The 15,483-nt window shown below is 40.0% G+C and carries 30 protein-coding genes and 1 rRNA gene; all 31 read right to left on the bottom strand.

The features are described 5' to 3' along the window. Window positions 1-440, bottom strand: a 16S ribosomal RNA gene (locus tag ACESM0_RS08610); the annotation flags it as partial. Window positions 441-737: 297 nt separating this feature from the next. Next, a complete protein-coding gene (gene rplQ, locus ACESM0_RS08605) occupies window positions 738-1,307 on the bottom strand; it encodes a 50S ribosomal protein L17 (protein ID WP_372905572.1) in 570 nt (189 codons plus the stop codon). Window positions 1,308-1,321: 14 nt separating this feature from the next. Further along, the gene (locus tag ACESM0_RS08600; RefSeq protein WP_372905570.1) at window positions 1,322-2,299 is read right to left on the bottom strand and encodes a DNA-directed RNA polymerase subunit alpha; all 978 of its coding nucleotides are present in this window, start codon (window positions 2,297-2,299) and stop codon (window positions 1,322-1,324) included. A gap of 27 nt (window positions 2,300-2,326) precedes the next feature. Further along, entirely contained in the window at window positions 2,327-2,932 is a 606-nt protein-coding gene (gene rpsD / locus ACESM0_RS08595; protein ID WP_372905568.1) for a 30S ribosomal protein S4, read from the bottom strand. 18 nt (window positions 2,933-2,950) lie between these two features. Beyond that, window positions 2,951-3,364, bottom strand: a complete 414-nt coding sequence (gene rpsK, locus ACESM0_RS08590) for a 30S ribosomal protein S11 (RefSeq protein ID WP_372905566.1) — start codon at window positions 3,362-3,364, stop codon at window positions 2,951-2,953. 19 nt (window positions 3,365-3,383) lie between these two features. Further along, window positions 3,384-3,761 (bottom strand): 30S ribosomal protein S13, encoded by a 378-nt coding sequence (rpsM, locus tag ACESM0_RS08585; protein WP_372905564.1) that lies wholly within the window; start codon window positions 3,759-3,761, stop codon window positions 3,384-3,386. A 19-nt stretch (window positions 3,762-3,780) separates the two neighbouring features. Continuing rightward, on the bottom strand, window positions 3,781-3,897 hold the full coding sequence (gene rpmJ, locus ACESM0_RS08580) for a 50S ribosomal protein L36 (RefSeq protein WP_101073991.1): 117 nt from the start codon (window positions 3,895-3,897) through the stop codon (window positions 3,781-3,783). Between the two features lie 14 nt (window positions 3,898-3,911). Continuing rightward, a complete protein-coding gene (gene infA, locus ACESM0_RS08575; protein ID WP_069133459.1) occupies window positions 3,912-4,130 on the bottom strand; it encodes a translation initiation factor IF-1 in 219 nt (72 codons plus the stop codon). Further along, the gene (gene map, locus ACESM0_RS08570) at window positions 4,123-4,932 is read right to left on the bottom strand and encodes a type I methionyl aminopeptidase (RefSeq protein WP_372905561.1); all 810 of its coding nucleotides are present in this window, start codon (window positions 4,930-4,932) and stop codon (window positions 4,123-4,125) included. Before map ends, infA begins: the two co-directional genes overlap by 8 nt. Then, window positions 4,932-6,239, bottom strand: a complete 1,308-nt coding sequence (secY, locus tag ACESM0_RS08565; RefSeq protein ID WP_372905559.1) for a preprotein translocase subunit SecY — start codon at window positions 6,237-6,239, stop codon at window positions 4,932-4,934. Before secY ends, map begins: the two co-directional genes overlap by 1 nt. 31 nt (window positions 6,240-6,270) lie before the next feature. Next, the gene (gene rplO, locus ACESM0_RS08560; protein ID WP_372905557.1) at window positions 6,271-6,723 is read right to left on the bottom strand and encodes a 50S ribosomal protein L15; all 453 of its coding nucleotides are present in this window, start codon (window positions 6,721-6,723) and stop codon (window positions 6,271-6,273) included. Window positions 6,724-6,748: 25 nt separating this feature from the next. Further along, window positions 6,749-7,273 (bottom strand): 30S ribosomal protein S5, encoded by a 525-nt coding sequence (gene rpsE, locus ACESM0_RS08555; protein WP_372905555.1) that lies wholly within the window; start codon window positions 7,271-7,273, stop codon window positions 6,749-6,751. A 12-nt stretch (window positions 7,274-7,285) separates the two neighbouring features. Next, window positions 7,286-7,654: a 50S ribosomal protein L18 gene (gene rplR, locus ACESM0_RS08550; RefSeq protein WP_372905553.1), complete on the bottom strand. Its 369-nt coding sequence runs from the start codon at window positions 7,652-7,654 to the stop codon at window positions 7,286-7,288. A gap of 21 nt (window positions 7,655-7,675) precedes the next feature. Then, window positions 7,676-8,230 (bottom strand): 50S ribosomal protein L6, encoded by a 555-nt coding sequence (rplF, locus tag ACESM0_RS08545; RefSeq protein WP_372905551.1) that lies wholly within the window; start codon window positions 8,228-8,230, stop codon window positions 7,676-7,678. 21 nt (window positions 8,231-8,251) lie between these two features. Further along, window positions 8,252-8,647, bottom strand: a complete 396-nt coding sequence (gene rpsH, locus ACESM0_RS08540) for a 30S ribosomal protein S8 (protein ID WP_372905549.1) — start codon at window positions 8,645-8,647, stop codon at window positions 8,252-8,254. Window positions 8,648-8,664: 17 nt separating this feature from the next. Continuing rightward, window positions 8,665-8,934, bottom strand: coding sequence for a 30S ribosomal protein S14 (gene rpsN, locus ACESM0_RS08535; RefSeq protein ID WP_322570095.1), 270 nt, complete (start codon window positions 8,932-8,934; stop codon window positions 8,665-8,667). Window positions 8,935-8,959: 25 nt separating this feature from the next. Then, window positions 8,960-9,505 (bottom strand): 50S ribosomal protein L5, encoded by a 546-nt coding sequence (rplE, locus tag ACESM0_RS08530; protein WP_372905547.1) that lies wholly within the window; start codon window positions 9,503-9,505, stop codon window positions 8,960-8,962. 8 nt (window positions 9,506-9,513) lie between these two features. Further along, window positions 9,514-9,867, bottom strand: coding sequence for a 50S ribosomal protein L24 (gene rplX, locus ACESM0_RS08525; RefSeq protein WP_372905545.1), 354 nt, complete (start codon window positions 9,865-9,867; stop codon window positions 9,514-9,516). Window positions 9,868-9,880: 13 nt separating this feature from the next. Next, window positions 9,881-10,249: a 50S ribosomal protein L14 gene (rplN, locus tag ACESM0_RS08520; protein WP_372905543.1), complete on the bottom strand. Its 369-nt coding sequence runs from the start codon at window positions 10,247-10,249 to the stop codon at window positions 9,881-9,883. A gap of 24 nt (window positions 10,250-10,273) precedes the next feature. After that, on the bottom strand, window positions 10,274-10,537 hold the full coding sequence (rpsQ, locus tag ACESM0_RS08515) for a 30S ribosomal protein S17 (RefSeq protein WP_372905541.1): 264 nt from the start codon (window positions 10,535-10,537) through the stop codon (window positions 10,274-10,276). A 3-nt stretch (window positions 10,538-10,540) separates the two neighbouring features. Further along, window positions 10,541-10,738, bottom strand: a complete 198-nt coding sequence (rpmC, locus tag ACESM0_RS08510) for a 50S ribosomal protein L29 (RefSeq protein ID WP_101074005.1) — start codon at window positions 10,736-10,738, stop codon at window positions 10,541-10,543. Between the two features lie 17 nt (window positions 10,739-10,755). Then, window positions 10,756-11,178: a 50S ribosomal protein L16 gene (gene rplP, locus ACESM0_RS08505; RefSeq protein ID WP_322570100.1), complete on the bottom strand. Its 423-nt coding sequence runs from the start codon at window positions 11,176-11,178 to the stop codon at window positions 10,756-10,758. 18 nt (window positions 11,179-11,196) lie between these two features. Further along, window positions 11,197-11,937, bottom strand: a complete 741-nt coding sequence (gene rpsC, locus ACESM0_RS08500; RefSeq protein ID WP_372905539.1) for a 30S ribosomal protein S3 — start codon at window positions 11,935-11,937, stop codon at window positions 11,197-11,199. Between the two features lie 12 nt (window positions 11,938-11,949). Continuing rightward, window positions 11,950-12,330 (bottom strand): 50S ribosomal protein L22, encoded by a 381-nt coding sequence (gene rplV / locus ACESM0_RS08495; protein ID WP_372905537.1) that lies wholly within the window; start codon window positions 12,328-12,330, stop codon window positions 11,950-11,952. Between the two features lie 17 nt (window positions 12,331-12,347). Beyond that, complete coding sequence (gene rpsS / locus ACESM0_RS08490; RefSeq protein WP_372905535.1) at window positions 12,348-12,617, bottom strand: 30S ribosomal protein S19; 270 nt, start codon at window positions 12,615-12,617, stop codon at window positions 12,348-12,350. Window positions 12,618-12,619: 2 nt separating this feature from the next. Beyond that, entirely contained in the window at window positions 12,620-13,456 is an 837-nt protein-coding gene (rplB, locus tag ACESM0_RS08485; RefSeq protein WP_372905533.1) for a 50S ribosomal protein L2, read from the bottom strand. A 13-nt stretch (window positions 13,457-13,469) separates the two neighbouring features. Continuing rightward, window positions 13,470-13,760, bottom strand: coding sequence for a 50S ribosomal protein L23 (rplW, locus tag ACESM0_RS08480; protein WP_372905531.1), 291 nt, complete (start codon window positions 13,758-13,760; stop codon window positions 13,470-13,472). After that, window positions 13,757-14,407, bottom strand: a complete 651-nt coding sequence (gene rplD / locus ACESM0_RS08475; protein WP_372905529.1) for a 50S ribosomal protein L4 — start codon at window positions 14,405-14,407, stop codon at window positions 13,757-13,759. Before rplD ends, rplW begins: the two co-directional genes overlap by 4 nt. After that, a complete protein-coding gene (rplC, locus tag ACESM0_RS08470; RefSeq protein ID WP_372905527.1) occupies window positions 14,407-15,048 on the bottom strand; it encodes a 50S ribosomal protein L3 in 642 nt (213 codons plus the stop codon). The genes rplD and rplC overlap by 1 nt, the downstream gene beginning before the upstream one ends. Before the next feature lie 16 nt (window positions 15,049-15,064). Next, window positions 15,065-15,376 (bottom strand): 30S ribosomal protein S10, encoded by a 312-nt coding sequence (gene rpsJ, locus ACESM0_RS08465; protein ID WP_322570106.1) that lies wholly within the window; start codon window positions 15,374-15,376, stop codon window positions 15,065-15,067. Window positions 15,377-15,388: 12 nt separating this feature from the next. After that, the coding region (locus tag ACESM0_RS08460) for a hypothetical protein (RefSeq protein WP_372905574.1) at window positions 15,389-15,483 on the bottom strand (95 nt) is incomplete at its 5' end.

Below are 15,483 nucleotides of genomic sequence, written 5' to 3'. Positions count from 1 at the left end.
TTACAACCCATAGGGCCGTCTTCCGGCACGCGGCGTGGCTGCGTCAGGGTTTCCCCCATTGCGCAAGATTCCTCACTGCTGCCTCCCGTAGGAGTCTGGACCGTGTCTCAGTTCCAGTGTGGGGGATCATCCTCTCAGACCCCCTAGCCATCATCGCCTTGGTAGGCTTTTACCCTACCAACTAGCTAATGGCACGCAGACCCATCTATAACCCTCACCCAAAGGTGAATTTAACAACTGTGACCATGCGGCCCCGCTGCATTATGCGGTATTAGCACACCTTTCGGTGTGTTATCCCCCTGTTATAGGCAGGTTGTCTACGCGTTACTCACCCGTGCGCCAGTCTCCGGAAAGAGCAAGCTCTTTCCTTCTCCTTCGACTTGCATGTGTTAGGCCCGCCGCCAGCGTTCGTCCTGAGCCAGGATCAAACTCTCCATTGTAATAATTAAACTACATTCTTCAAGTCCTGCTCCAAGGCTCACTCAATAATCTGTCTATACTTCACTACCTTCAAAGAACAATTTTTTTTCCGCCACAGCCACGCCACCTTTCCAGGTATTTCGCTTTTGCGACAGATTCCAAACTTACGAGTTTCTATAGCAAAACCCAAAAATTAATTGTAAATAGTTTGGATATTTTTCGCAGATCAATGTTGATAAGCAACCTTAAAAAATCTGCGGTAGACTTTCAATATAAGGAGTAACCTTAACCGAAGTCAAGGCTACCTTGAAAGTTATTTACTTTTCTTTAGATGAGTTGTCAACTTCATCAGATTTCTCTGATGTCTTAACTTCTTCTATCTTCTCTTCTTTTTCAGCTTTAGAAGGTTCTTCCTTCTTATCAGACTTCTTCTCCTTTTCAGTCTCTTCATCAGCACCTGTCGGTTTATTTGACTTACCTGCCCGGCGTGTGCGTTTTTGTTTTTTCTCTGCCGATTCCGGTTTTACATCGTTAAAATCAACCAGTTCAATTACAGCAAGTTGAGCAGAGTCTCCCAGCCTTCTTCCAAGCTTTACAACTCTGGTATATCCACCTGGCCGATCTCCTACTTCAGGGATGACATTATCAAACAGTTCAGTAACAGCATATTTATCTCTCAATTTTGAGAATACCTGACGCCTGTTATGTGTCGTATCTTCTTTTGCTTTGGTGATAATCGGCTCAACATAGGTCCTCAACTCTTTCGCTTTAGGCAAAGTAGTTTGGATTCGTTGTTCCTTAATTAAGGCTACTGCCAAAGCTTGCAGGGTAGCTTTTCTGTGTGGAGTAGACCTTCCTAATTTTCTTCCTTTAACTCGGTGACGCATGATTCGTTATCCTCTTATTTGTCAAGATATTTGGATACATCCATTCCAAATTCCAAATTCTTTTCTTCGATTACTTCGACAAGCTCAGAAAGAGATTTTTTACCAAAGTTTCTGAACTTTAATAGATCCTGTTCTTCTCTTGAAACCAGCTCAGCAATAGAATTAATATTGGCCGATTTCAAACAGTTATACGCTCTTACACTCAAGTTCAGATCTTCAATGCTGGTTTTAAGCAAGCTTGCAACACGTTGCTTTTCAGCATCAACTTCTTCTTCCTCTTGCGTAAATGGCTCTTCAATTTTTTCGGTAATAAATTTCTCAATGTGTTCCTTCAGAATCTTACCAGATATAGTCAGAGCTTCTTTTGCATTTAGTGATCCATCAGTAGTTACATTCAATACTAATTTCTCATAATCAGTTCTTTGTCCAACGCGAACATTATCCACATCAAACTGAACAGACTTGATAGGAGTGAATATTGCGTCAATCGGCATTAAACTAACGTCATCTTCAAAATCCGACGCCATCTCTTCTGCGGGAACATATCCTCGACCGCGTCCAACACGTAATTCAATATTCAATTCAACATCTTCCGATAGTGTTGCGATAACCATTTCAGGGTTCAAAACATCAAAGTCTGCAGTAGCATCATCAATGTCTTTACCCGTAAAGTTACCGGGGCCCTTCAGAGTTAGTGTAACTACACCACCACTTTGTTCAACCTGCTTAAAACGAATTTGCTTGAGATTCAAGATGATTTCATAGACATCTTCTTTTACTCCGTCTATACTTGAATACTCATGATCAACGCCGTTTATCTTTACAGCAGTAATTGCTAAACCCGGTAGTGAGGATAAAAGAACTCTGCGGAAAGAATTACCGATGGTAACTCCAAATCCTCTCTCCAATGGCTGAAGGATAAATGTCCCAAAGTTTTCTGTTTCTTTTTCTACCTCAAGTATATCAGGCATCTGTAAACTATAGCTGTTCATAGCTGGATCTTTAAAAAACTGTTTATATTATTTAGAATAAAGCTCAATAATCAACTGTACGTTGATATTCTCAGGAATTTCTTCCATCACAGGAACATTCAAAAACTTACCTGTTTTCGTCTTCTTGTCTGTTTCAAGCCACTTATACTTGCTTGTTGAATAACTTTGCAAGGTTTCAGTAATTAAATCCAAATCACGTGATTTAGGACGAATTGTAACTACATCTCCCGACTTGACCTGATAAGATGGTATATTTAACACCTGTCCATTTACTACTATATGTTTGTGAGAAACTAACTGCCTTGCTTGACGCCTTGTTCTTGCAAATCCCATTCTGTATACAACGTTATCCAACCTGGACTCTAGCAGTTGTAAAAGAACTTCACCCGTAACGCCTTGCTGACGGTTGGCCTTTTCGTATAAATTACGGAACTGTTTTTCGAGCAAACCATATGTGTATTTTGCTTTCTGCTTTTCATCAAGCTGAATAGCATACTCAGACTTCCTGCTGTAACGGCTTCTGCCGTGTTGACCAGGACCGTATGGTTTTCTTTCTAAAGCGCTGCTGGGACCAAAAATTGGTTCCCTGAATCTACGCGCTACCTTTTGCTTTGGACCTCTGTATCGTGCCATCTAATTAAATGTATTAGTTTAAACTCTTCTTCTTTTAGGTGGGCGGCATCCATTGTGGGGTATTGGAGTCCGATCTTTAATAGAGACTACCTCTAACCCACTTGTTGCCAGTGCTCTAACGGCTGATTCTCTACCTGATCCGGGACCTTTTACAAAAACTTCAACTTTACGAAGCCCCATATCATATGCTGCCTTTGCTGCAGTTTCAGCACTAAGCTGAGCCGCATAGGGAGTATTTTTTCTAGACCCTTTAAATCCTTCTTTACCGGATGATGACCATGACAACACATTACCGTTAGCATCAGTTACGCTAACCAAAACATTATTAAATGTTGCCTTCACAAATGCCATCCCATTTGGGTTCGCTATCTGCTTTTTCTTCTTTTTCCTTGCTACTTTATCAGCTGCAGCTTTTCTTTGTCGTTTAGCCATTAGATTAAAATATTATTCGTTATTTAGTAGCTTTCTTCTTACCGGCTACAGTTCTTCTCTTACCTTTACGGGTACGAGCATTCGTTTGAGTACGCTGCCCACGAACCGGTAAGCCTTTTCTGTGGCGAACACCTCGGTAACTACCTGTTTCGATAAGTCGACGGATATTTCCGTTAATCTCAGTACGCAAAGCACCTTCAACTTTCAGATCGTTATCAATGATTGAACGCAGTGAGGCAACCTGGTCTTCATCCCAGTCAACTACCTTGGTATCGTGATCAATACCGGCTTCGTCCAAAATTTCTTTTGCTGTGGTTTTGCCGATCCCAAAAATGTAGGTTAGCGCTATTACGCCTCGCTTTTGCTTCGGTAAATCAACACCTGCGATTCTTGCCATAAATCAAATCCAATAATTTTTAACCTTGCCGCTGCTTATGACGCGGATTCCTTTTATTAATTACATAGACACGACCTTTACGCCGAACTATCTTATCGTCTGAACTTCTTTTCTTAACTGAAGATTTAGTCTTCATTGTAATCCTATTTTTTACTTATAACGATATGTTATTCTTCCTTTCGTCAAATCATACGGAGACATTTCAACCTGTACTCTGTCACCCGGTAAGATTTTAATGTAGTACATTCTCATTTTACCGGATACATGAGCCAATATTTCATGGCCATTATCTAGCTCAACTTTAAATTGAGCGTTCGGTAATGCTTCCAATATTTTTCCGTCTTGCTTTATCGGCTCTTGTTTAGCCATAATGCGTTTCTAGAATTTCATTTTTTGTGATCTCAGCAATATAATCAAAAGTACTGAGAATTTCAGATTTTCCTTCTCTAACTACGACGTCGTGTTCAAAATGTGCTGCTCTTGAACCATCAGCTGTTACAATTGTCCAACCATCAGACAATGTTTTTACCTTCCAAGTTCCTTCCGTAATCATTGGCTCAATAGCCAACGTCATTCCGGATCGCAACCTTTCACCTTTGCCCGGTTTCCCGAAGTTAGGTACTGAAGGATCTTCATGCATATTCTTTCCAATCCCATGACCCACAAGGTCTCTCACAACGCCAAAACCTTCGGCTTCATTGTGTTTTTGAATCGCAGAACCAATGTCTCCGATCTTATTTCCATGAACAGCCTGGTCAATCCCTTTATATAAAGATTCAAGTGTAGACTTTAATAGTTTTTTGGTTTTATCATCATACTCTCCAACTACAAAAGTGTAGGCATGATCACCAAAATATCCATTTTTTTCTACACCACAGTCTATAGAAACGATATCACCATCTTTAAGCTCACGCTTACCGGGAATACCGTGGACAACTTCTTCATTAATCGAAATACATAAGCTTGCCGGAAACGGGTTCTGTTTTGAACCATAACCCTTAAATGCCGGACGCGAATTATTTTTTTTGATAAAATCTTCTGCTATTCTATCAAGTGTACCAGTTTGAACTCCCGGGGTAATTTTCTTTGCAACCTCTGCTAATGTTTTTGACACCAGCTGTGCAGCTTCCCGCATTTTTTCAATTTCTGATTCACTTTTCAGATAGATCATCAGGCTCTTCTTTTTCCTTTTATCTTGCCTGATTTCATGAAACCATCGTAATGTCTCATCATCAAATGACTTTCAATTTGCTGTAATGTATCCAATGCTACACCTACAATAATTAGCAAACTAGTTCCTCCATAAAAGAGAGCAAAACCCGGAGTTACGCCCATTCTTGCAACAATTGCCGGCATTATGGCAACGAATGACAAGAAGAGTGATCCGGGCAATGTAATTTTTGTCAAAATATTGTCAATAAATTCTACTGTTTGTTTACCTGGTCTTACGCCCGGTATAAATCCACCCTGACGTTTCATTGTATCAGCCATCTCTTTTGGATTTACAGCAATGGCCGTATAGAAAAACGTAAAAAATACACAGATAATGAAGAATATGATTGAATACGTTATTCCTGTAAAATCAGATGACCAAGCCGTTAGCCATTGTACTGTTTGATTTTCAGGGAAAAAAGTACCAACAGTACTGGGAATAAACATAATAGACTGTGCAAAAATAATCGGCATTACACCTGCAGCATTTACCCTGATAGGTAAATATTGTGTAGTTCCACCATAAACTTTTCGTCCTACAACACGCTTTGCATACTGCACTGGAATTTTTCTTGTTCCTTGCGTCAACAGTACACATGATGCAATAACTAGCGCCAAACCTGCCAACTCAATAATAACAATAATTGCGTTGTTTGTAGTCTGTATTTCATTCATCAGATTGGTAGGCAACACCGCAATAATACCAATCATAATGAGCAAGGAAATACCATTACCGATTCCTCTGTCAGTAATGCGTTCACCCAGCCACATAACAAAGGTAGTACCGGCTGTTAACACAACAATAGAAGTGAAAATAAAGGTAGCGTTGGCAACTACAATTGCATCAGGCGAGGTAGCTATTAAGTTGATCGCAAATCCGATTGCCTGAACGGCTGTAATACCTACCGTGCCGTACCGTGTTAAACGGTTAATTTTTCTCCTTCCTTCTTCACCTTCGCGCTGAAGCTTTTGAAAATAGGGAACTGCAGCACCCATCAGCTGAATAATAATAGCTGCAGTAATGTAAGGCATAATTCCTAGCGCAAATACACCAGCTCTCGAAAATGCTCCCCCCACAAAAAGATCAAAAAGTCCTAAAAGACTTGATGCGTCGCCTTGTTGTGAGGTTAGTAAACTTGCATCTACACCTGGCATCGTAACGTAACTTCCGATACGATAAACCATTAAAACTCCAACCACATAGAGAATTCTATCTCTGAGGTCTTCGATTTTAAATATATTTCTAAAGTTCTCTATTAAACTCATTAGATATTTTCAACTGATGTGTTTGTGGCTGTTACGAGATGATCTTTATATCTCCGCCTGCGGATTCAACTTTCTCTTTCGCTGAATTGCTGCAAGCATGAACTTCGATAGACACTTTCTGACTCAATTCGCCTGTGCCTAACAGTTTCACCCTTTGTTTATCATCAACAAGACCTACACCTACCAAATCTGTGAAGGAGATGTTTTCAGATAAGCGTCCAGCTTCAATAAAGTCAGCTAACTTTTGAACATTCAAAGCTTTGTACTCTACTCTAAAAGGATTTTTAAAACCAAACTTTGGAACCCGTCTTTGAAGCGGCATTTGTCCACCTTCGAACCAAGCCTTTACTTTACTACCACTTCTGGACTTTTGACCATTATGGCCACGTCCAGATTGCTCACCGGTTCCGGAGCCTTGTCCACGTCCAACTCTCTTACGAGTTTTTTGATTGGTTTCCGGAGCTTTTAAATTGTGTAATTTCATGATAAAACTCTTTTAAAACGATTGATTATCCTTCAAAAACTTTACTTACGCTTACTCCTCTTCGCTGAGCAACTTCAACCGGATCGGTTATTTCTCTAAGCGCTTCATAAGCAGCTTTCACCATATTATGGGGATTTGAAGACCCCAGAGATTTTGAAAGAATATTGTGGAATCCGGCAACCTCAAGAATAGATTTTACAGGTCCGCCGGCAATAACACCTGTACCTTCAGCTGCTGGTCGCAACAAAACCTTACCCGCACCTTTTTTACCAACTACAGGATGGTGAATACTACCAGACTTTGTAATAGGTACTTTAATTAAGTTTTTCTTGGCATTATCAAAGCCTTTCTGGATAGCATCAGCAACTTCATTTGCCTTACCCAATCCATGACCGACAACACCTTCGCCGTTCCCGACTACTACAATTGCGTTGAAACTAAATCGACGACCACCTTTCACCACCTTAGAAACCCTGTTTATATGAACAAGCTTTTCTTCAAGATTAAGGTTAGCAGCCGGAATATTATGTTTTCTTCTTACTTTAGGCATAATTAAAATGATTTATAGGTCTAATCCTCCTTCACGGGCACCATCTGCAGCAGCTTTTACAACTCCGTGGTACTTATATCCACTTCTGTCAAAAACTACTTTATCAACTCCTTGGTCTTTAGCTGCCTCAGCAAGAGCTTTACCTACCAGGTGGGCAGCTTCAACTCCCGATTTATCTTTCAATTCTTTTTCTAATTCGTCAGACTTTGTAGACAAGGCAATCAAAGTAGCATTTTCTCTGTCGTTAATAAGCTGTAAATATACATGCTTATTACTTTTGAAAACACTCATACGTGGTCTTTCAGCAGTACCGCGAATCGTAGAACGAATTCTTCTGCGGATCTTATTTCTACGTTCTGTCTTTTTCTTATTCTTTTTCATGGTTCTATAAGATCTCTAAAATTATTTAGCTGCAGATTTTCCGGCTTTTCTACGTACATATTCATCCACGTAACGAATTCCTTTACCTTTATAAGGTTCTGGTTTACGTAATGATCTGATTTTAGCCGCTACCTGACCAACCAACTCTTTGTTTACTCCACTGATAATAAGAATTGGATTCTTTTTGGTCTTTGTATCCACTTCTATATCAATTCCTGGAGGTGGTACGAAATGTATTGGATGCGAATATCCGAGGTTCAGATCAAGTACACCACCGGTAAATGCAGCACGATAACCTACACCAATAATCTCGAGTTTCTTTTTATAGCCCTCAGTAACACCTATAATCATATTATTGATCAAAGATCGGTAGAGACCATGTAGCGATTTATGTTCTTTTGAATCGCTGGCGCGAGATACAATAATCTCACTTTCATTAATTTCTACTTTTATTTCTGGATGTATACGCAGTGTACCGGTTCCTTGAACACCTTTAACCGTAGCTATGTTATCGGCATCAATAGAAAATTCAACATTTTTCAGTAATGGAACGGGCTGCTTACCTATTCTCGACATAACTTTTCTCTAATTCTTTTATTAGTAAACAGTGCAGAGAATTTCTCCGCCTACATTTAGTTTACGAGCTTCTTTATCTGTCATAACACCTCTCGAAGTTGATACAATTACAACTCCAAGACCATTGTAGGATCGAGGTATTTTTTCAGATGAACTGTACTTTCTCAATCCCGGTTTGGATACGCGTTTCATTTCTCGAATTACGGGTTTTCCATAGGCATCGTATTTCAGAAAGATTCTGATAATGCCTTGTTTTCCATCTTCGATATCGATGAACCTGTTTACGTAACCTTTATCCACGAGAATTTTAGTCATCGCCCGTTTAATCTTTGATGCGGGGATGTCAACGCGTCTGTGTCCGGCACGCTGTGCATTTCTAATGCGTGTTAAAAAATCTGATATTGTGTCGCTATGCATAATTTAAAATCTCCAGTTTACCAACTTGCTTTTCGAACGCCGGGAATTTTACCATTTAGAGCAAGTTCACGGAATTTAATTCTTGATACTCCATATTTGCCCACATATCCTCTTGATCGTCCGGTAATTGAGCAACGATTTCTTACTCTTGTAGGACTTGCATCACGAGGTAGTTTTTGCAACGCTTCATAGTCGCCAGCTTCTTTAAGCTCACGTCTTTTTTCAGCGTATTTTTCTACTGTTCGTTTACGTTTTTCGTTTCTCGCTATCCAGGATTTCTTAGCCATTGTCGAACTTTTTCTTAGTGTTAAATTATTTTTTGAATGGCATTCCAAAGTGTTTCAAAAGCGTAAAAGCTTCTTCATCACTTTCTGCTGAAGTTACAAAGGTGACATCCATACCATGAACCAATTTTGCTTTATCAACATCAATTTCAGGAAAAATAGTATGCTCTTTTATACCCATTGTGTAATTTCCTCTGCCATCAAAACTTTTGTTCGGAACACCTTGAAAGTCTCTGGTTCTGGGCAGCGCCAAGTTAATGAGCCTATCGAGGAATTCATACATTATTTTCCCTCTCAAAGTCACTTTACAACCAATTGGCATCCCTTCTCTTAATTTAAAGTTAGCAATCGATTTTTTGGCTTTTGTCTTTACAGGTTTTTGACCTGTAATGGTTGCGATATTATCAGTAATGACGTCGAGTATCTTGGCATCATTCATAGCATCACCGGCTCCCACATTAATCACAATCTTTTGCAATTTAGGTACACCCATGATGTTCTCATACTTAAACTCATCTCTGAGCTTCTGTATAATATCTTCTTTGTATTTTGTATAAAGTCTTGCTTCAGCCATTCTACTAATTATTTATCAATGATTTCGCCACTGGTTTTTGCATATCGAACCCAACGGCCTCCACCTTCTTCTTCAATTCTTTTACGACCGATTCGTGTCGGCTCATCAGTTGTTGGATCAATAACCATGACATTAGATAAATGTACAGAAGCTTCTCTTTTCAGACGACCGCCCTGTGGATTATCCTGCGATGGTTTTTCGTGGTGAGTTCTCATGTTGATCCCTTCAACCAATACACGATCGGTTTTAGGATATACAAAAAGAACACGTCCTCGTTTTCCTTTGTCATTTCCGGCAATAATTAAAACATTATCGCCTTTTTTAACATGTAATTTCTTTTGGGTGTTATACTTACGTGGCATAACAAATATGATTTTAAAGTACTTCCGGAGCCAGTGAAACAATTCTCATGAAATTTCTTTCCCGAAGCTCTCTAGCTACAGGTCCGAAAATCCGAGTTCCAATCGGTTCCTTTTCTTTGTTAATAATTACAGCCGCGTTTTCATCAAATCTAATGTAACTACCATCACGGCGACGAATTTCCTTTTTAGTTCTCACAACTACAGCTTGTACAACCTCTCCCTTTTTCACGTTACCTCCGGGAATTGCTGTTCTTACAGAGCATGAGATCAAATCTCCAATACGTGCATAACGTCTTCTTGAATCTCCAAGAACCTTAATACACATCACTTTTTTTGCGCCACTGTTGTCAGCGACTGTTAATACACTTTGCGTTTGAATCATGAGATCTACCTACAAGATTGAACGTTATTTTGCTCTTTCTACGATATCTATCAAACGCCATGTTTTGCGTTTTGATAGAGGCCGAGTTGACATTATTAAAACAGTGTCACCAATTTTGGCATCATTGTTTTCGTCATGTGCCATGTACTTTGTTGTTTTGGTGATAAACTTGCCATAAATAGAGTGCTTTATCTGTCTGTCTACGGCAACTGTAATGCTCTTTTCCATTCGGTCACTCACAACTCGACCGGTTCTGGTTCTTCTTTGTGATCTTTGTGCTTCAGCCATAATTTATTCAGCACCTAATTTTTCATTAATAATCGTGTTCAAGCGGGCAATTTCCCGTTTTGTATTTTTAATTTTGGCCGGGTTTTCAATTTGGCCGGCAATTGCTTTGTTGAATCGAAAGTTTTCCAAAGCTTCGATTTCATCTTTCAGCCTGGCCTCCAATTCTGTCATTGTCAAGTCTCGTAATTCGTGTGCTTTCATCTTTGATCCTCTGTCAATTATACACCGTCGTAATCACGACGTTTAATGAATTTTGTTTTAATTGGCAGTTTATTAGACGCACGCCTGAGAGCCTCTTTTGCTTGCTCTTCACTAACTCCGGCTATTTCAAATAGAATTCTGCCCGGCTTAACAACTGCAATAAAGTGATCCAATGTACCCTTACCTTTACCCATTCGTGTTTCAGCGGGTTTCCGTGTAATCGGACGATCAGGAAAAATTCTGATGAACGTTTTACCATCTCTCTGCAAAGTACGAGCAATCGTTACCCTGCAGGCTTCGATTTGCCTGGATGTGATAAACTTGGGCTCCATCGCTTTTAGTCCAAAACTTCCAAAAGCAAGAGTATGACCTCTTTGAGCGTTCCCTTTTAGCTTATCACGGTGAACTCTTCTTCTATTTACTCTTTTTGGTTCTAACATTGTTCTTTACTAAAACGGTTAATTTCTACTGCGTCTGTTCGATCTTCTGGATCTTCTGTCACCAGATTTACCGGAACGTTTACGTTGTGGTTCATCTTCTTGTTTTGCTTGAGAGCCTGGTGACAAATCAACATCGCCGATAATTTCACCTTTGAATATCCAAACTGACACTCCAATTGATCCATAAATGGTATTTGAAGTTGTGTTAGAATAATCAATATTTGCTCTCAATGTATGCAATGGAACACGTCCTTCTTTGTACTGCTCAGTACGTGCCATTTCAGCACCGCCAAGTCGACCGGCACACTTAATTTTAATACCCTTGGCACCCATTCTCATTGCAGAAGACAGAGCAGTTTTCATTGCTCTTCTAAAAGATACGCGAGCTTGAAGCTGCTGAGCAATGTTTTGAGCTACCAAACTTGCATCCAGTTCAGGTCGCTTGATTTCACTAACATTAATCTGAACTTCCTTACTGGTTATTTTCTTCAACTCCTCACGCAGAAGTTCAATCTGTTCACCGCCTTTACCGATAATAACACCGGGTCTGGACGTATTCAAAGTCAGTAATATTCGTTTGGGTGTTCGTTCAATTACAACGTTTGATAATCCGCCATTTCTTAAACGGGTTGCCAAGTACTCTCGAAGCTTATGATCTTCCAGCAACATTGCCGGTTCATTCTCTTCAGAATACCAGTTGGATTCCCATCCTTGAATGATTCCAAGTCTTAGTCCGGTTGGATTGGTTTTTTGTCCCAATGTTTTACTCGTTTATTCTTCTGTTACAGTTTCTTCCTGAAGCTTAGCTACAACCACACTTATATGGCAGCTTCTTTTATTTATTCTATGGGCTCGTCCCATTGGAGCCGGCTGAATTCTTTTCAACGTTACACCCTCATCTACATAAATCTCTTTTATATACAAGAGGTCATTGTCGAGACGCTCTTCCTGAAATTTATCTCTTACATTTGCAGCAGCCGACTTAATAACTTTTGCCACATCTGTTGAAGCAGATTTTGATTCAAATTCAAGTTTTGTGAGTGCCTTATCTACTCGCTCACCTCTTACAAAATTTGCAACCAGTCTCACTTTACGAGGAGACTTTCTGAGATGTTTTTGTACTGCTTTTGCTTCAAATACTGGCGTTTCCATCAATCAGTCTCTTTTAATTATTTAGCCTTTTTAAGTGGATGGCCACGAAACGTTCTGGTCGGTGCAAATTCACCGAGCTTATGTCCAACCATATTTTCAGTAATGTACACAGGTATAAACTGCTTACCATTGTGAACAGCGATCGTTAAGCCAACAAAATCCGGTGTTACCATCGAACTTCTAGACCAGGTTTTGATTACTTTCTTTTTGCCGCTTTCATTCACAACATCAATCTTACGCTGAAGCTTATAGTGAACGAAAGGCCCTTTTTTTAGCGAACGTGGCATACTTATTTAGCTTTTTTAGTTTTTCTACGTCTTACAATAAACTTAGACGATAACTTTTTAGGTTTTCTTGTCTTCTTACCTTTTGCAGACTGACCCCATGGTGATCTTGGGTGTCCTCCAGAAGCTTTACCTTCACCACCGCCCATCGGGTGATCCACAGGGTTCATGGCTACACCACGAACTTTAGGCCTTCGGCCCAGCCATCTGTTCCGTCCGGCTTTTCCTTTCGAAGTATTAAAGTGATCTGTGTTACTGGTTGTACCAACTGTTGCAAAACAATTGGAAAGCACCATTCTCACTTCACCGGATGGTAATTTAACAGTAGCATATTTGTCAGTTTTAGCAACTAGCTGTGCATTTGTGCCGGCACTTCTGCAAAGCTGGCCACCTTTTCCAGGCACCATTTCAATATTGTGAATAATTGTACCAAGAGGCATATTCTTCAGAGGCATTGCATTTCCATTTTCTGGAGCTGCAGAATCACTGCTAATAACAGTATCGCCTACGCTTAATTTACTTGGTGCCAAAATGTAACGCTTCTCTCCATCAGCATAAGCCAAAAGAGCAATCCTTGCAGTTCTGTTAGGATCATACTCTATTGTCTGAACCTTAGCAGGGATATCAAATTTGTTTCTATAAAAATCAATTACCCGATACTTACGCTTATGGCCACCGCCTCTGCGTCTGGACGTCATGCGGCCACGGTTATTTCTACCGCCGGATTTACCCGCTCCTTTTGTAAGGGACTTTTGCGGCCTGTTTGTGGTTACATCATCAAATATTGGTGCAACACGATGGCGCTGTCCGGGAGTTGTTGGTTTTAATTGCTTAGTAGCCATTGTTTAAAAATCTTTAAATTTCGCTGAAAAAGTCTATTTCTCCTTCCTTAAGCGTAATGATCGCCTTTTTCCACACTTTACTTCTGCCACTGACGAATCCACTTTTAGTGAATCGGCCTTTTGGTTTAGAAGGAACAATAATTGTGTTCACTTTGGCAACTTTAACTTCAGGATATTTCTCTTCAACAGCTTTTCTGATTTGAGGTTTAGTGGCATTTCTGCTTACCTCAAACGCGTATTGCTGATGCTCGTCCTGAAGCCGCGTAAGTTTTTCTGTTATTAATGGTTGTACTAAAACACTCATGCTGCTTCCTCATCAACTTTTGGTTCGATGCTGTTTTCAAGAACAGAAATTGAACTTTCTTGAAATACGACAACATCAGCTTTCATAATTTCATAAGTAGATGGCTTACTCGCCTCCAGTACATTAACACCTGGAATATTTCTTGCTGAAATATAGATGTTCTTGTCATTCTCAGGCGTTAGCAGGAGAACTTTTTTTCCATCCAGTTTGAGTGCGGTTAAAAGCTCAACAACCTGTTTGGTTTTTGGTGCATCGTAACTAAAATCTTCCACAATCATCAATGATTCCTCATTCACTTTGAGCGAAAGAGCAGATTTACGCGCAAGCCTTTTAGCTTTTTTTGAAAGGTTGATCGTATAGGATCTTGGCTTAGGACCAAATACAGTACCACCACCTTTTAAAAGCGGAGACCGTATAGAGCCTCTTCTCGCCATACCTGTACCTTTCTGCTTATAGGCTTTTTTACCGCCGCCTCTAACTTCGCCTCTTTCTTTAGTCTTTGCAGTACCTTGACGGTTATTTGATTGTATACGACGTACATCTTCGTATAAAACAGTTTCGTTAGGCTCAATTGCAAAGATAGAATCACTCAACTGAGCCTTATTCTTACTGCTGGTCCCGTCAGTTTTATAAATCGATAATTCCATCAGGCTAATTCCTGTGATTGATTATAAATCTCTACGTAGCCGCCTTTAGAGCCCGGAATTGATCCGGTAATCATTAGCAGATTTGATTCTGGTAGAATCTTTGCTACAGAAAGATTTTTAATTTTAGTTCTTTTATTTCCGGAACGTCCAGGCATTTTCATTCCCTTAAATACTCGGGACGGATCAGATGCCTGACCAATTGACCCTGGCGCTCTTTCCCGGTTATGCTGACCGTGTGTCTGGCCACCAACACCGTGGAAATTGTGACGCTTAATTACACCAGTGAATCCGGTACCTTTTGAAATACCCGCAACATCAACATGATCTCCTATAGAGAATACATCTTCAATGTTCAACTCATCGCCAATATCAAATCCTTCAGGAATATAATCTCTGAATTCAGTTACTATTCTTTTTGGCTCAGATCCGGCTTTATCAAAATGACCATTCAACGCATTTGAAATATTTTTTCTCTTCTTATCAAAAGCTGATAGTTGAACGGCTTTGTATCCGTCACTTTCTTCTGTTTTTATTTGGGTAATTGTACAAGCAGGTACTTCAAGAACTGTTACCGCAATACTGCGACCAAGCTCATCAAAGATACTTGTCATTCCCACTTTTTTTCCGATTAAACCACTCATGGTACTTTTGGAATTTTTACACTTTAATTTCTACATCCACGCCGGAAGGAAGCTCTAGCTTCATCAGGGCATCAACGGTTTGTGAACCGGTTGACAGTATATCTATCAACCGTTTATGTGATCGATACTCAAACTGCTCTCGTGATTTCTTATCCACAAAAACAGATCGGTTAACAGTGATGATGTTTTTCTTGGTCGGTAATGGAATCGGACCGGACACCACTGCACCTGTTGATTTTACAGTCTGAACAATTTTTTCAGCTGATTTATCAATCAGGTTATGATCGTATGATTTTAGCTTGATTCTTATTTTCTGTTGTGTTGCCACTGTTAAAATCCTTTAGTCAAGTATTTTCGTTACTACTCCGGCGCCTACGGTTCGGCCACCCTCACGGATTGCAAATCGAAGACCTTCTTCCATCGCTACCGGCTGGA

The organism is Rhodohalobacter sp., from assembly GCF_041686455.1.
Taxonomy (GTDB): domain Bacteria; phylum Bacteroidota; class Rhodothermia; order Balneolales; family Balneolaceae; genus Rhodohalobacter.
The sequence above is the reverse complement of the archived record's forward strand: the minus strand, read 5'-3'. Positions and strand labels throughout refer to the sequence as shown.

Coding starts and splice junctions, on each gene's coding strand:
- rpsM (WP_372905564.1), bottom strand. CDS start 3,761: ATGGCAAGAATCGCAGGTGTTGATTTACCGAAGCAAAAGCGAGGCGTA.
- rplR (WP_372905553.1), bottom strand. CDS start 7,654: ATGAAAAAGAATAAGAAAAAGACAGAACGTAGAAATAAGATCCGCAGA.
- infA (WP_069133459.1), bottom strand. CDS start 4,130: ATGGCTAAACAAGAGCCGATAAAGCAAGACGGAAAAATATTGGAAGCA.
- rpsD (WP_372905568.1), bottom strand. CDS start 2,932: ATGGCACGATACAGAGGTCCAAAGCAAAAGGTAGCGCGTAGATTCAGG.
- rpmJ (WP_101073991.1), bottom strand. CDS start 3,897: ATGAAGACTAAATCTTCAGTTAAGAAAAGAAGTTCAGACGATAAGATA.
- rpsH (WP_372905549.1), bottom strand. CDS start 8,647: ATGCATAGCGACACAATATCAGATTTTTTAACACGCATTAGAAATGCA.
- rplB (WP_372905533.1), bottom strand. CDS start 13,456: ATGGCTACTAAGCAATTAAAACCAACAACTCCCGGACAGCGCCATCGT.
- rplQ (WP_372905572.1), bottom strand. CDS start 1,307: ATGCGTCACCGAGTTAAAGGAAGAAAATTAGGAAGGTCTACTCCACAC.
- rplC (WP_372905527.1), bottom strand. CDS start 15,048: ATGAGTGGTTTAATCGGAAAAAAAGTGGGAATGACAAGTATCTTTGAT.
- rpmC (WP_101074005.1), bottom strand. CDS start 10,738: ATGAAAGCACACGAATTACGAGACTTGACAATGACAGAATTGGAGGCC.
- rplN (WP_372905543.1), bottom strand. CDS start 10,249: ATGATTCAAACGCAAAGTGTATTAACAGTCGCTGACAACAGTGGCGCA.
- rpsQ (WP_372905541.1), bottom strand. CDS start 10,537: ATGGCTGAAGCACAAAGATCACAAAGAAGAACCAGAACCGGTCGAGTT.
- rplV (WP_372905537.1), bottom strand. CDS start 12,330: ATGGAAACGCCAGTATTTGAAGCAAAAGCAGTACAAAAACATCTCAGA.
- rplF (WP_372905551.1), bottom strand. CDS start 8,230: ATGTCGAGAATAGGTAAGCAGCCCGTTCCATTACTGAAAAATGTTGAA.
- map (WP_372905561.1), bottom strand. CDS start 4,932: ATGATCTATCTGAAAAGTGAATCAGAAATTGAAAAAATGCGGGAAGCT.
- rplD (WP_372905529.1), bottom strand. CDS start 14,407: ATGGAATTATCGATTTATAAAACTGACGGGACCAGCAGTAAGAATAAG.
- rplP (WP_322570100.1), bottom strand. CDS start 11,178: ATGTTAGAACCAAAAAGAGTAAATAGAAGAAGAGTTCACCGTGATAAG.
- rpsK (WP_372905566.1), bottom strand. CDS start 3,364: ATGGCTAAACGACAAAGAAAAGCTGCAGCTGATAAAGTAGCAAGGAAA.
- rplX (WP_372905545.1), bottom strand. CDS start 9,867: ATGCCACGTAAGTATAACACCCAAAAGAAATTACATGTTAAAAAAGGC.
- rpsS (WP_372905535.1), bottom strand. CDS start 12,617: ATGCCACGTTCGCTAAAAAAAGGGCCTTTCGTTCACTATAAGCTTCAG.
- ACESM0_RS08600 (WP_372905570.1), bottom strand. CDS start 2,299: ATGAACAGCTATAGTTTACAGATGCCTGATATACTTGAGGTAGAAAAA.
- secY (WP_372905559.1), bottom strand. CDS start 6,239: ATGAGTTTAATAGAGAACTTTAGAAATATATTTAAAATCGAAGACCTC.
- rplO (WP_372905557.1), bottom strand. CDS start 6,723: ATGAAATTACACAATTTAAAAGCTCCGGAAACCAATCAAAAAACTCGT.
- rpsE (WP_372905555.1), bottom strand. CDS start 7,273: ATGCCTAAAGTAAGAAGAAAACATAATATTCCGGCTGCTAACCTTAAT.
- rplE (WP_372905547.1), bottom strand. CDS start 9,505: ATGGCTGAAGCAAGACTTTATACAAAATACAAAGAAGATATTATACAG.
- rpsN (WP_322570095.1), bottom strand. CDS start 8,934: ATGGCTAAGAAATCCTGGATAGCGAGAAACGAAAAACGTAAACGAACA.
- rplW (WP_372905531.1), bottom strand. CDS start 13,760: ATGAGTGTTTTAGTACAACCATTAATAACAGAAAAACTTACGCGGCTT.